This window comes from Leucobacter sp. HNU, assembly GCF_047946755.1.
Classification (GTDB): domain Bacteria; phylum Actinomycetota; class Actinomycetes; order Actinomycetales; family Microbacteriaceae; genus Leucobacter.
Window position 1 is genome coordinate 2885647 of sequence record NZ_CP178837.1, and the last position, 13841, is coordinate 2899487.

Sequence of the window (13841 nt, forward strand, 5' to 3'; positions counted from 1 at the left end):
GAGGGCGAGATGAGCGCAGAACCGGTGTGGCCCGAAGAGCTGTTCGCCGATCTCGACCGCAACGGCCCCGTGCCGCTCTACTTCCAGGTGTCCTCCCGCCTCGAGCAGGCGATCCGTTCGGGCCGCATCCCGGCCGGCGCCCGCCTCGAGAACGAGATCTCGATCGGCGAGCGGCTCGGGCTCTCGCGCCCCACCGTGCGCCGCGCGATCCAGGAGCTCGTCGACAAGGGCATGCTGGTGCGCCGCCGCGGGATCGGCACCCAGGTCGTCCAGGGTCGCGTCAGCCGGCCCGTCGAGCTCACGAGCCTGAACGAGGACCTGAGCCGCACCGGCCACGCCCCCACCACCGAGGTGCTCGAGGTCGCGCGCGAGCCGGCGAGCGACGAGATCGCCGCGCAGCTCGGCGTGGAGCCCGGCACCGAGGTGACACGGATCCGGCGCCTGCGTCGCGCCGACGGCACCCCCATGGCCGTCCTCGTCAACTATCTGCCTCCCGAGTTCGCCGACCTCACCGCCGAACAGCTCTCGGAGCGCGGGCTCTACGAGATCCTGCGCGCCCGCGGCATCGCGATCCGCATCGCCAACCAGACGATCGGTGCGCGCCGCACGCACGGCGACGAGGCCGAACTGCTCGACATCGCGAAGGGCAGCCCGCTGCTCACCATGGACCGGGTCGCGTTCGACCACTCGGGTCGCGCGATCGAGGCCGGCCACCACTGCTACCGACCCGATCTCTACTCGTTCGAGACCACGGTCGTCGCGCGCTAGGCGCGGCCGGCCGGGTCCGCGGAAGGACCCCGTTGAGCACCACCGATCCCGTCGCGGAGCGCCGCCGGCGCGAGGCCGCGAAGCTCGGCGCGCCCCGCTACGCCGTCGCGCTCGTCATCAGCGGCGCGGTGATCGCGCTCGGTGCCGGAGTGCTCGCGGCCATGCTGCTCGGGTTCGGCGCCATGGACGAGTTCACCGAGGCCGCGCCGTTCCCCTGGCCCGGCCTCGGAATGGTGATCGGCCTTCCCGCCCTCATCCTCGGCTTCCTCGCCCACACCGGCTTCGCCCGAAAGTACACCGGGCGGCCGCTCGACTACCCGCTCGTCGGGCCGCTCACGCTCATGCTCGGCGGCGGTGCGACCGGCGGCTGGATCGGCTGGGCCGGCTGGTTCGCGCCCGCGGGATCGCGCCCCGGCGGCCTCTGGTGGCTCGTGCCCGCAGGCCTCACCGTGCTGGCAGCGCTCTCGCTCGCCTCCGGGGCCGGCAGCCGGATCCGCAAGCGCGCCGGGCGGCGCACCCTCGCGGAGGTCCTCGTCTCCGGCCGCATCACGGCCGGAGAAGCGACCGCGATCCCCGACATCAGTCCCGAGTCGAACGCCCTCCTCGGCGAGATCGTCGTGCGATTCGTCGACGACGCCGGGACGGAGCGCTGGGTGCAGCGGCTCGGCCAGTGGAAGCGGCCGGAGCTCCCGAAGACGGGCGACACCGTCGCCGTGCTCTTCGACCCCGCGGCTCCCGGCGACACCAATCGCATCTGGATCGGCCCCGCCGACGCCCGCACCGCCGAGGACTTCTCGCGCTGGAGCCTGTGACGGCGGTCGCTCCGGCCGGAGGGTCGGTCGGTCGGTTGCGGCGAATGGCGAGCTGATCGCGCCGCTCCTGCCCGTTCGCCGCAACCGAATCACCCGCGGTCGCACTCCCGCGGGCACGCATGCGCGGGAAAGGCCGAACGGGCGGGCGATCCGATGACCGCCCGCCCGTTCGCGGAGCTCGCCGGCGCGGAGCCGGCGGACGCAGGACTAGTCGTTCTGCGGGAACCCGAGGTTGATGCCGCCGTGGGTGGCGGGATCGAGCCAGCGGCTGGTGATCGCCTTCTCGCGGGTGAAGAACTCGAAGCCGTGCACGCCGTAGGCCTTCGCGTCGCCGAACAGCGAGGCCTTCCAGCCGCCGAAGGAGTGGTAGGCGACCGGCACGGGGATCGGCACGTTGATGCCGATCATGCCGACCTGGATCTCGCGCTGGAAGCGACGGGCCGCTCCGCCGTCGTTCGTGAAGATCGCGGTGCCGTTGCCGAACTGGCCCGAGTTGATGAGCTCGACGCCCTCGTCGAACGACTTCACGCGCACGACCTCGAGCACGGGGCCGAAGATCTCCTCGGTGTAGGCGCGCGACGTGGTGGGGATGTTGTCGATGAGGGTGGGGCCGACGAAGAAGCCCTCCTCGTGCCCGTCGACCGAGAAGTTGCGGCCGTCGACCACGATGGTCGCGCCGTCCGCCTCGGCGATGTCGATGTAGCCCGTGATCTTGTCGCGGTGCACGTCGGTGATGACCGGGCCCATGTCGGGCTCGGGGCTCGACGCGCCGTTGCCGATGTTGAGCTTGCCGATGCGCTCGACGATCTTCGCGATGAGCTCGTCGGCGACGGGCTCGACCGCGAGCACGACCGAGATCGCCATGCAGCGCTCGCCCGCGGCGCCGTAGCCCGCGTTGATCGCCTGGTCGGCGACGAGATCGAGGTCGGCGTCGGGCAGCACGAGCATGTGGTTCTTGGCGCCGCCGAGCGCCTGCACGCGCTTGCCGTTCTTCGACGCGGTCTCGTAGATGTACTGTGCGATCGGGGTCGAGCCGACGAACGAGATCGACTGCACCTCCGGTGCGTTCAGCAGGCCGTCGACCGCGAGCTTGTCGCCGTTGAGCACGGTGAAGACGCCGTCGGGAAGACCGGCTTCCTTCCAGAGCTCGGCGAGCCAGAGCGCGGCCGAGGGGTCCTTCTCGCTCGGCTTCACGATGACCGAGTTGCCCGCGGCGATCGCGATGGGGAAGAACCACATCGGCACCATGGCGGGGAAGTTGAAGGGGGAGATGATGCCGACGACGCCCAGGGGCTGCTTGATCGAGTAGACGTCGATGCCGGTCGAGGCGTTCTCCGAGAAGGCGCCCTTGATGAGGTGCGGGAACCCGGTCGCGAGCTCGACGACCTCCTGGCCGCGGAGGATCTCGCCCATGGCGTCCGAGACGACCTTGCCGTGCTCGGCGGTGATGATCTTCGCCAGCTCGGGCTTGCGCGCGTTGAGCAGCTCGCGGAACGCGAAGAGCACGGTCTGCCGCTTCGCGATGGAGTACTCGCTCCAGATCTCGTAGCCGCGCTGCGCCGAGGCGATGGCCTCGTCGATCTCGGCCTGGTCGGCGAGGGCGACCTGCGCCTGCACCTGACCGGTTGCGGGGTTGTAGACGGGGGCGGTGCGGCCGCTCGTCGAGGGGCGGCGTGCGCCGTCGATCCAGTGCGGGATCACGGTGGTCTCGGTCATCGCTGTGCTTCCTTACGCGTGCATCGTTGGGTGCGGCTGTTCGTGCGTCGCGCGACCGGCGCGGCGCATCGTGGGTCGCGGGCGAACCGCGAGCTCCGACGAGTTCGAGCGTAGATCAGTCGGCCCGCCCGCGCAGGGGGTGCACGGCGGTCTCACGGAGTTTCCCGCCGACTTCCTGACACCGTGTCCGATGGCTTCGGAGTGGCCGAACACTCTGGCGCCGATCGCTTACCAGGAGCGGGATCCGCGCGAGCTGACGTCAGGGACAGTTTGTCCGGTCGAGCAGGGCTCGGTATGCGGCGAGCAGGTGCTCGGCCGAGCGATCCCAGCCGTGGGCAAGGGCGAATCGGCGGGCCTCCTCGCCCATCCGCTCCAGCCGTGCGCGATCCCGCAGCAGCCCCTCGATCTCGGCAGCCCAGGCCTCGGCGCTCGCGCCGTCGGGCAGCAGCACCCCCGTCACGCCGTCGCGCACGGCCTCGCGCAGCCCGCCCACCTCGCGTGCGATCACGGGGACCCCCGACGCGGCGGCCTCGAGCGCCACGAGGCCGAACGTCTCGGTGTGCGAGGGCACGAGCATGAGGTCGGCCTGCCGGATCCGCTCGGCGAGTTCGGTGCGGCGCAGCGCGCCGTCGAACGCGGTCGTCGAGACCATGCCGGCGTCGACGACGGCGGCGTGCAGGGCGCGCGCGTAGTCGTCGCCGTCGGGCGGCGGAGCGCCGACGATGCGCAGCACCGGACGGCGCTCGGCGGCGATGAGCGAGATCGCGGCGACGGCGAGATCGAAGCCCTTGAGCGGATGCAGCCGCCCGACCACGATCACCTCGGGACGTCCGCCCCGCTCGATCCAGTCGCGCTGCTCGGCGCACTCGGCGGTCTCGCAGGGGTGGAAGCGCTCGGTGTCGACGCCGAGGGGCACGACCGCGATGCGATCGGGATCGCCGCCCAGGCGGCGCTCGATGGTGCGGCGCTCGGCCTCGCTCACGGCGAGCAGCAGATCCGCCTCGCGGGCGAGCCGCTGCTCCCCGCTTCGCGGCCCGGCGATTCGGCTCGCTCGCCGTCGCCGAGCGGGCTCGCGGCCGGCGCGGCGATCGAGTGGTAGCTCTGCACGATCGGGATCCCGAGCGCTCGCGCGACGGGGAGGGCGGCGATGCCCGAGAACCAGTGCTCGGCGTGCAGCAGATCGGCCGGATGCTCGGCCAGTTCGGCGGCGAGCGCGCGGCCGAAGTCGTCCATCACGGCCTCGTGGTCGCCCTTGGCGAGCAGCCGCGCGGGGCCGGCGTCGAGGTGCACGACCGTCAGGTTGGCGCGCGCCTCGACCCGGGCGGGCACCTCCGGATCGGCACGGCGGGTGAGGATCCGGACCTCGTGCCCGGCGTCGGCGAGCGCCTCGGCCTGGGCGCGGACCGCGACGTTCATGCCGCCCGCGTCCTTCGTGCCGGGAACGTCGAGGGGCGAGGTGTGCAGCATCACGAACGCGATGCGGAGCGCGGGCTGGCGTGAGGTCACCATCCGAGGGTATCGGGCCGAAAACCGCCAGTGAACGCGTCGAGCCCCCATCCGATCCGGATGAGGGTTCGACGCGTTCACCCGCGGAGGGCGGCGGGCGCGGGCACTACGAGATCTTCTTGCGGTAGATGACGTTCGCCACGATGTAGGCGACGATGAGGATCCCGACCAGCCAGGCGAGCGCGATCCAGATGCTTCCGCCGACCGGCTGGCCTGCGAACAGCGCCCGGATCGTGTCGACGATCGAGGTGACGGGCTGGTTCTCGGCGAACCAGGCGACGGGGCCCGGCATCGACGAGGTCGGCACGAACGCCGAGCTGATGAACGGGAGGAAGATCAGCGGATAGCTGAACGCGCTCGCCCCGTCGACGGTCTTCGCCGACAGGCCCGCGATCACGGCGAGCCAGGTGAGCGACAGCGTGAACAGCACCAGGATGCCGACGACGGCCAGCCAGGCGCCGACGGAGGCTCCGGTGCGGAACCCCATCGCGAAGGCGACGCCGACGACGAGCGCCACCGAGACGAGGTTCGCGACGAGCGAGGTCAGCACGTGCGCCCAGAGCACGCTCGACCGGGCGATCGGCATGGACTGGAAGCGTTCGAAGATGCCGCCCTGCAGGTCGAGGAACAGTCGGTACGACGTGTAGGCGATGCCCGACGCGATCGTGATGAGCAGGATCCCGGGCAGCATGTAATTGATGTACGACTCGGAGGATCCGGTGCGGATCGCACCGCCGAGCACGAATACGAAGAGCAGCATGAGCGCGATCGGCGTCACCGCGGTGGTGATGATCGTGTCGGGACTGCGCAGGATGTGGCGCAGCGAGCGCCCGGTGAGCACGCGGGTGTCGCTGAGGGCATGAACGGTCATTTCGATCCCTCCCTCTCGGTCTTCTCGGTGCCGGTCGCGGGTGCGGCCGACGGACCGACCAGCGCGAGGAAGACCTCCTCGAGCGTCGGCTGCTTCTCGACGTACTCGACCTTCGCCTGCGGCAGCAGCCGCTTCAGCTCGGCGAGCGTGCCGTTCTGGATGATGGTGCCCTCGTGCAGGATCGCGATGCGGTCGGCGAGCTGCTCGGCCTCGTCGAGGTACTGCGTGGTCAGCAGCACCGTGGTGCCGCCATCGGCGAGCGCCTTGACCGTCCGCCAGACCTCGATGCGGGCCTGCGGATCGAGCCCCGTGGTGGGCTCGTCGAGGAAGATGATCGGCGGATCGCCGATGAGGCTCATCGCGATGTCGAGCCGGCGGCGCATGCCGCCCGAGTAGGCACCGGCCCGCTTGCCGGCCGCGTCGGCGAGGCCGAAGCGGCCGAGCAGCCGGTCGGCGGTTCCCGTCGGGTCGTCGACGCCTCGGAGCCGCGCGATCATGACGAGGTTCTCGCGTCCCGAGAGGATCTCGTCGACCGCGGCGAACTGCCCGGTGAGGCTGATCGCCTCGCGCACGCGGGCCGCGTCGCGGACCACGTCGAATCCGCCGACGTTCGCGGTGCCCGCGTCCGGCTTCATGAGGGTGCTGAGGATCCGCACGGTCGTCGTCTTACCGGCGCCGTTCGATCCGAGGAGAGCGAAGATGCTGCCGCGGGCGACCTCGAAGTCGACGCCGCGCAGCACTTCCTGCTCCGTGAACGATTTGCGCAGTCCGCTGACGCGGATCGCGGGTTCGGTCGCGGTCATGGTCCTGTTCCTTTCGACTGCACCCGGTCTAGTCCACCGTGACGCCGGTGAGATCGGCGCCGAAGCTCTTGAGCCCGGCGTAGGTGAGCTTGTCCATTCGCGCCCCGGTGAAGTCGACCTTGCGGAAGCCGGTGCGGTACTTGCGGCTCCAGCCGCGGAATGAGACGTCGCGCAGCGTGGCGCCGGCGAACGACGCCCCGGCGAGGCCGGCGTTATCGAAGCGCACGCTCGTGAGGCGCGCGCCGCCGAAGTCGAGGCCGCTCACGTTGGAGTAGGCGAAGTCGACCCCGACGAAGCTGCAGCCGTCGAACTCGACGTTCGTCAGGTCGGCCCGCTTGAAGCGCACGTCGGTGAGCTCGGAGGCGCCGAACCGGGCGTCCTTGAGGGCTGAGGTGCTGAAGTCGGTGCGCACGAGGATCGCGCCGACGAAGCTCGCACCGGTGAGGTCGCTCGTGGTGAGCACCGCATCGGTCAGGTTCGCCCGATCGAAGTTCGCACCGGCCATGTCGCTGCTCTTGAAGGTGCTGCCGGCCAGATCGGCCCCGGTGAAGTCGGAGCCCTTCATGGCGCTGGCCGAGAAGGTGCCCTTGCGCACGGTCACGCCGGCGAAGTCGCTGCCGGTCAGTTCGCTCGCGTTGAATCGGGTCGCCATCTGGCGCTCCAGGGTGACGGTCATGTCGCTCATCTCTCTCACGGTCTCCTCGATGTCGCCGATGCTGTCGAAGGTCGCTTCGAGCGCTTCGGCTTCGCTCGTACCCGATGCGACGAGCTCGCGGTAGCGATCCTGGAGGTCGGCGTGGAGGTCCGACTTCAGCTCGTCGATGCTCTTCGCGCCCTCGTGGGCGGCGAAGAGGGCGTTCACGTGCTCGGTGATCTTGTCGTTGGTGCTCATGGGTGATCCGTTCCGATCTCGTTCGTTCACAGCAGCCGGTCGAGCACGCGCTTCGCGTGCTCCCAGTTGCTCTTGTTCTGTTCGTAGGTGCCGCGTCCCCGGTCGGTGATGCGGAAGTACTTGCGACGGCCGCCCTGCGACTCGTTGCCCCAGTACCAGGTGATGTCCCCGTCGTGCTCGAGGCGGCGCACGCTGGAGTACATGGTCGCCTCCTTCAGCTCGTACTGCCCGTCGGACTGCTCGGCGATCAACTTGACGATCTCGTAGCCGTACCGATCGGCGTCGAGGAGCTGACGCAGGATCATCGTGTCCGCGTGCCCCCGCAGCAGGTCCGAGGTGACTGTGCTCGTTGCCATGGCCTCTCCTTCCGGTCATGAAGAATGTACGTCCAAGTACTGTGCCTGTCAAGGTACTCGTTTTGCAATGGTACTTCGCCAGGCCCGGATCCCTGACGCCGCTTCGATCTCGGCGCGGAAAATTCTTCGTCGACCGGGTTGCGCGCCATACCCCTTGGGGGTATGGTTGCGTTCAGATACCCCCACTGGGTATTGCGTCGACACGGTCGGTTCCACGTGAAACACGGATCCGAGACCGTCCCGTCGCCAGAATTCCGGCCCAGCGCCGTCCCACTCCGAGGAGCACACCGATGAGCACCACCACCGACACCGCCGCGAACCGCGCCGAGTTCACCGTGACCGGCATGACCTGCGGGCACTGCGAGGGCGCGATCACGCGCGAGGTGAGCGGCATCCCAGGCGTCACGGACGTCGAGGTCAGCGCTCAGACCGGCCGCCTCTCCGTCACCGCGCAGGGCCCCGTCGACGCCGCAGCCGTGCTGGCCGCCGTCGACGAGGCCGGATACTCGGCCACCGCGGCCTGACGAGCCCGAACCATCGCGGGGCACCGCAGTCGACGCCCCGCGACCCCGGCACAGCATCAGAGCAGAAAGCGAGCAGCAGCATGACCCCCACACCGGACCCGCTGGTCCTGGACATCGGCGGAATGACCTGCGCATCGTGCGCCAACCGCATCGAGAAGAAGCTCGGCAAGATCGAGGGTGTCGAAGCGAGCGTCAACTACGCCACCGAGCGCGCGACCATCCGCCCCGCAGCCGACGCCGACCCGACCGCGACCGCCGAGCTGCTCGCCGATCCCGCGCGGTTCGTGAGCACCGTCGAGGATCTCGGCTACCGCGCCTCGGTGCGGCAGACCGCGGCCCGGCCGGCACCCGCCCAGGCGGCACCCGTCGCACCGACGCACAGTTCCGGCGCCGACGGGCACGCTCCCGACGGGCATCGCGATCCGCACGCCGGCCACGACATGGCGGGGCACTCCGGCCACGGCATGGCGGGGCACTCGGGCGGCGACATGGCGGGGCACGATCACGGACTCTCGTTCGCCGAGGGGGCGAAGGAGGCCGACGACGCCGAACTCCGCGACCTGAAGCACCGCCTCATCGGATCCGTGATCCTCTCGGTCCCCGTGATCCTCCTGGCGATGATCCCGGCGCTGCAGTTCACCAACTGGCAGTGGCTCTCGCTGGTGCTCGCGGCGCCCGTGATCACCTGGGCGGCCTGGCCGTTCCACCGCGCGACCTGGATCAACCTCAAGCACGGCGCCGCCACGATGGACACGCTCGTGTCGGTCGGCACGGGCGCCGCGTTCCTCTGGTCGCTCTACGCGCTGTTCTTCGGCACGGCGGGCCACCCCGGCATGACGCACGGCTTCGAACTGACGGTCTCGCCCGGCTCCGCCGACGGCGCGGGCAACATCTATCTCGAGGTCGCAGCGGGCGTGACGATGTTCATCCTCGCGGGTCGCTACTTCGAGAAGCGCTCGAAGAAGCAGGCCGGCGCCGCGCTCCGCGCACTCATGGAGCTCGGGGCCAAGGAGGTCACGGTGCTGCGCGCAGGCGACGGCGGCGAGACCGAGGTTCGGATCCCCATCGAGGATCTGCGCTCGGGCGACCGGTTCGTCGTGCGACCGGGCGAGAAGATCGCGACCGACGGCGTCGTCGAATCCGGCGCGAGCGCCGTGGACGCCTCCATGCTGACGGGCGAGTCCGTGCCGGTCGAGGTCGCCCCCGGTGACGCCGTCACCGGGGCCACGGTCAACGCGAGCGGGCGCCTCGTGGTCCGCGCGACGCGCGTCGGATCCGACACGCAGCTCGCGCAGATGGCGCGTCTCGTGGAGGACGCGCAGTCGGGCAAGGCGGCCGCGCAGCGGCTCGCCGACCGCATCTCGGGCGTCTTCGTGCCGATCGTGATCCTGATCGCCATCGGCACCCTCGTCACCTGGCTGCTCATCGGCGCCTCCCCCGCCGCCGCCTTCACCGCCGCCGTCGCCGTGCTGATCATCGCCTGCCCCTGCGCCCTGGGTCTCGCGACGCCGACCGCGCTGCTGGTCGGCACCGGCCGCGGCGCGCAGCTCGGGATCCTGATCTCGGGGCCCGAGATCCTCGAGTCGACGCGCAAGGTCGACACGATCGTGCTCGACAAGACGGGTACGGTGACGACCGGTCGCATGGCGCTCGCCGAGGCGATCCCGGCGGCCGGCGAGGATCGCGCCGAGCTGCTGCGCATCGCCGGAGCGCTCGAGGCGGGTTCGGAGCACCCGATCGCCCAGGCCATCGCCGCGGGCGCCCGCGAGGCGGATCCCTCGCTGCCCGCCGTCGAGTCCTTCCGGAACGCCCCGGGCACGGGCGCGAGCGGCGTGGTCGACGGCCGAGCCGTGCTGGTGGGCCGCGAGGCGCTGCTCGCCGACTGGGCGGTCGCGATCCCCGAGGAACTCGCGGCAGCGAAGGCTGCCGAGGAGGCGAAGGGTCGCACCGCGGTGCTCGTCGCCTGGGACGGCGTGGCCCGCGGCGTGGTCTCGGTCTCGGACCGCGTGAAGCCGACGAGCGCCGAGGCGATCCGCCAGCTGCGCGAGCTCGGGCTCGAACCCGTGCTGCTCACGGGCGACCACGAGACGGTCGCCCGCGAGGTGGCTCGCGAGGTCGGCATCGACCGCGTCATCGCCGGCGTCATGCCGGCCGACAAGGTGGAGGTCGTGCGCGGGCTGCAGGCCGAAGGCAAGCGGGTCGCGATGGTCGGCGACGGCGTCAACGACGCCGCCGCGCTCGCGCAGGCCGATCTGGGCCTCGCGATGGGCACGGGCACCGACGCGGCGATCGCCGCCGCCGACATCACGCTCGTGCGCGGCGACCTCATGGGTGCCGTGGACGCGATCCGGCTGTCGCGCCGCACGCTGGGCACCATATACGGCAACCTGTTCTGGGCCTTCGCCTACAACGTGGCCGCGATCCCGCTGGCCGCGCTGGGCCTGCTCACCCCGATGATCGCCGGTGCCGCGATGGCGTTCTCGAGCGTCTTCGTGGTCGGCAACAGCCTGCGGCTGCGCCGGTTCCGCAGCGTGGCGAAGGGCTAGGCCGTCCGGCCACCCGCCCGTCCCCGTCGGCGTCGAGGTGCCTCGTGTTGCGGTTCTGATCACTCAGAACCGCGGCGCGGGGCACCTCGACGCACGACGATGCGGCGCGAACCCGCTCAGGCGAAGAGCTCGCGCACGCGCGGGATCACGCGTTCGTAGTCGGCGCGCACGGCGCGATACGCCTCGACGAGCTCGGGCTCCGGTTCGACCAGCAGCCCGGGCCGCACCATGGCCGCCACCGCCGCATCCCAATCCGGGTGCAGCCCGATCGCGACCGCCGCCGAGACCGCGGCTCCGACGCCCGCGGCATCGGCGATCCCGGGCCGTCGCACCGGCCGTTCGAAGACGGCGGCCAGGATCCGGAGCATCAGCTCGGAAGCTGCCCCGCCCCCGGTCACGACGACCTCGCGCAGCTCGCGGCCCTGGGCCTCGACGAGCGTGCGACAGCTACCCCCGACCGTTACCGCGAGGGCTTCGAGGATCGCGCGGAACACGTGTCCGCGGCCCTGGGTCCCGTCGAAACCGACGATGCCCCCGCGGCGCTCGGGCGCATCACTGGGCGCGAGCCAGTCGAGGGAGACGATCAGTCCGCCGCTGCCGGGAGGCACCGACTCCGCTTCGCGACCGAGCTCCGCCTCGCTCGGCGCAGCACCCGGCTCGCGCCCCGCCCCGAGAAGCTCGCGGAACCAGCTCACCGTCCACATGCCGCGGCGGACCCCGGCGCACTCCACCAGGTAGCGGCCGGGCTCCGCCCCGAAATTGACCCAGGCCTCGGAGAGCGGCGGTTCCGCCCGCTCGCTGAGCGTCATGCCGGAGACGTAGGTGCCGAGCGAGATGAGCGCCCGGTCGGGCTCTCGGAGCCCCGCGCCCAGGGCCTCGACCGCCTTGTCGTTCGAGGTCGCGACGACGGGCAGCCCCTCGGGCAGGCCGGTCGCGGCGGCGGCCGCCGCCGTCACACCGCCGAGGATCGTGCCCGGCGCGACGAGGTCGAACAGCATTTCGCGCGGCATCCCGGTACGCACGAACGCCTCCGGGTCCGCGCTCCACGTCCAACGCTCCGAGTCCACGGGCCAGACCCCCTGCGCGTTGCCGGCGGTGTCCCGGCGCTCTCCCGTCAGCCGGAAGCCGAGATAGCCCGACGAGGTCGTGAGGTATCGCGCATCGGCGGGCGATTCCGCAGCCGAGTGCGGGCGGGACAGGCGTTCGTCCATCCAGCTCATGACCGGCTGCGCGAGCGACCCGTCCTCCCGCAGCACGGCGCGGCAGAAGCGGATCGTGCAGAACCCGACGCCGACGATCTCGGCCGCGTCGCCCCCGGCATCCGCGAACGCCGTCAGCACCGCCCGCACGGTCGCCGCGAGCGAATCCCAGAGATCGTCGTCCGGGTGCTCCCAGCGCCCCGGCCCCGGCGACGCGTACGGGCGGAGCGCCCGCTGCGCGCTCGCGCGCAGGACCCCGCGCGCGTCGAACACCGACACCTTGGTGCTCTGCGAGCCGCCGTCGATGGCGATCACGCAGGGTCCCGAACCCACGCCCGGCCCTATGCGATCGGGAAGACGGTGCCGAGGTTCATGATCCCGTTGGGATCGAACTGGCGTTTGAGGCCCGCGAGCAGCGGGTAGGCCGTGCCGTGCTCCTCCAGGGTCCACGGGGTGCGGTACTTGCCGATGCCGTGGTGGTGCACCATGGAGCCGCCCAGTCGCAGCGCCTCCTCGACGATGATCGCGTTGAGCGGCACGTGGTACTCGGCGATCTCCTCGCGCGGCTCGCAGTCGATCCGATAGTCGTAGACGAAGTAGAGGTTGGTCCCCGTCTGGTAGCTGTGCGAGGAGTGCGCGCCGAGCATGGTGAGGTCGGCCTCGCGCGGGAACTCGGTGCGGACACGGTGCATCACGGACTCGAACAGCTCGCGGACCCCCGACCAGCCGATGGAGACCTCGGTCGTGTACCCGAGGTGCGCGGTCTCGAGCATGGCGCGCTTCTCGGCGTCGATCTTGTCCTTCCCCCAGTTGAGCCCGTCGAACCAGGCCTCGACGAGCGCCGGGTCCACCGGCTCGTGCGGGATCCCGGCGAAGATCCGTTCCACGCCCTCGGCCGTGGCATCGGCGATCGCCTGCGGTCCCTCGGCCACGACCACCACCACGGCCCGGCCGCCCGCGAAGTGGGCGAAGTGCTGGGCCGCGTCCTCCTCCGAGTAGGCGCGAGCGACCGAGGGCCGATAGCCCTCGACGATGATCTCGCGGAGGCCCTCGACGCCCGCAGGCAGGGACTCGACGAGGAATCCGAGGAACCGCAGGTGCTCCGGCTGGTACCGGAAGATCTTCACGGTGACCTCGGTGATGAAGCAGAGCGCCCCCTCGTTGCCGATCACGATGTGGCGGATGTCGGGCCCGGCCGCGCGCCGCGGCACGTTCTTGATGCGCCGCACCGCGCCGCCGGGGAACACCGCCTCGAGCCCCATCGTGAGGTCCTCGATGCCGCCGTAGAGGGTCGAGAACTGACCGATCGAGCGCGTCGCCACGAGCCCGCCCATCTGCGCGATGGGCTTCGACTGGGGCGAGTGCCCCGTCGTCAGCCCCCGCGCGCGCAGTTCGTCCTCGAGGCGCTGCAGCGGCACGCCGCACTGCGCGGTCGCCGTCATGTTCACCGGATCGATGTCGAGGATCGCGTCCATCTGCGAGCCGTCGAGCACGATCGTGTCGTCGACGATCGTCTCGAGTCCGCCCTCCGTCGCGGTGCGTCCGGTGCGCGGCACCACGTTGATGAGGTGCTCGTCGGCGAAGGCGAGCACGCGTGCGACGTCCTCGGTCGAGCGCGCCAGCACGATCGCGGCCGGGATCGGGCCGTCGAAGATGCCGTGCACCGCCGTGTACTTCTTGAAGCGGTCGACGCTCGCCTCGCGCAGTTCCTGCTCGTCGGTGACGATCTGCTCGGGCGTGAGGAGCCGCTCCAGACGGGCGACGATCTCGGAGCGTTCGAGCGGCGATCGGGATGCAACCATGGCGTTCGGGATCCTGTTCTCTCGGGTGTGGTCGGTTCGAATCGGG

General features: G+C 71.0%; 13 protein-coding genes. 4 read left to right on the forward strand and 9 right to left on the reverse strand.

The features are described from left to right. Positions 1-9: 9 nt before the first annotated feature. Positions 10-768: a GntR family transcriptional regulator gene (locus tag AB3K78_RS14060; protein ID WP_416444241.1), complete on the forward strand. Its 759-nt coding sequence runs from the start codon at positions 10-12 to the stop codon at positions 766-768. 32 nt (positions 769-800) lie between these two features. Next, the gene (locus tag AB3K78_RS14065; protein ID WP_416444243.1) at positions 801-1580 is read left to right on the forward strand and encodes a hypothetical protein; all 780 of its coding nucleotides are present in this window, start codon (positions 801-803) and stop codon (positions 1578-1580) included. A 207-nt stretch (positions 1581-1787) separates the two neighbouring features. On the opposite strand, the gene AB3K78_RS14070 is transcribed toward AB3K78_RS14065, so the two are convergent. From AB3K78_RS14070 to AB3K78_RS14100, 7 genes are all read right to left on the reverse strand, one after another. Beyond that, positions 1788-3296 (reverse strand): CoA-acylating methylmalonate-semialdehyde dehydrogenase, encoded by a 1509-nt coding sequence (locus AB3K78_RS14070; protein ID WP_416444245.1) that lies wholly within the window; start codon positions 3294-3296, stop codon positions 1788-1790. Positions 3297-3555: 259 nt separating this feature from the next. Beyond that, positions 3556-4338: a glycosyltransferase gene (locus AB3K78_RS14075; protein WP_416447366.1), complete on the reverse strand. Its 783-nt coding sequence runs from the start codon at positions 4336-4338 to the stop codon at positions 3556-3558. Next, positions 4275-4802, reverse strand: coding sequence for a glycosyltransferase (locus AB3K78_RS14080; RefSeq protein WP_416444247.1), 528 nt, complete (start codon positions 4800-4802; stop codon positions 4275-4277). The genes AB3K78_RS14075 and AB3K78_RS14080 overlap by 64 nt, the downstream gene beginning before the upstream one ends. A gap of 106 nt (positions 4803-4908) precedes the next feature. Beyond that, positions 4909-5673, reverse strand: a complete 765-nt coding sequence (locus AB3K78_RS14085) for an ABC transporter permease (protein ID WP_416444249.1) — start codon at positions 5671-5673, stop codon at positions 4909-4911. Further along, on the reverse strand, positions 5670-6476 hold the full coding sequence (locus AB3K78_RS14090; RefSeq protein ID WP_416444251.1) for an ABC transporter ATP-binding protein: 807 nt from the start codon (positions 6474-6476) through the stop codon (positions 5670-5672). Before AB3K78_RS14090 ends, AB3K78_RS14085 begins: the two co-directional genes overlap by 4 nt. A 28-nt stretch (positions 6477-6504) precedes the next feature. Further along, a complete protein-coding gene (locus tag AB3K78_RS14095; RefSeq protein WP_416444253.1) occupies positions 6505-7368 on the reverse strand; it encodes a pentapeptide repeat-containing protein in 864 nt (287 codons plus the stop codon). Positions 7369-7394: 26 nt separating this feature from the next. Further along, entirely contained in the window at positions 7395-7724 is a 330-nt protein-coding gene (locus AB3K78_RS14100) for a PadR family transcriptional regulator (RefSeq protein WP_416444255.1), read from the reverse strand. Between the two features lie 290 nt (positions 7725-8014). Between AB3K78_RS14100 and AB3K78_RS14105 the strand changes: the two genes are divergently transcribed. Together AB3K78_RS14105 and AB3K78_RS14110 are read left to right on the forward strand one after the other, a co-directional pair. Then, positions 8015-8248 (forward strand): heavy-metal-associated domain-containing protein, encoded by a 234-nt coding sequence (locus AB3K78_RS14105; protein WP_416444257.1) that lies wholly within the window; start codon positions 8015-8017, stop codon positions 8246-8248. Positions 8249-8328: 80 nt separating this feature from the next. Further along, positions 8329-10794 carry a heavy metal translocating P-type ATPase gene (locus AB3K78_RS14110; protein ID WP_416444259.1) on the forward strand — a complete coding sequence of 822 codons (2466 nt, stop codon included), beginning with the start codon at positions 8329-8331 and terminating at the stop codon, positions 10792-10794. A 116-nt stretch (positions 10795-10910) separates the two neighbouring features. Here AB3K78_RS14110 and AB3K78_RS14115 read toward each other — a convergent pair whose 3' ends face one another. Beyond that, a complete protein-coding gene (locus AB3K78_RS14115) occupies positions 10911-12308 on the reverse strand; it encodes an FGGY-family carbohydrate kinase (protein ID WP_416444261.1) in 1398 nt (465 codons plus the stop codon). 26 nt (positions 12309-12334) lie between these two features. Further along, complete coding sequence (locus tag AB3K78_RS14120; protein WP_416444263.1) at positions 12335-13795, reverse strand: FAD-binding oxidoreductase; 1461 nt, start codon at positions 13793-13795, stop codon at positions 12335-12337. Positions 13796-13841: the final 46 nt, after the last annotated feature.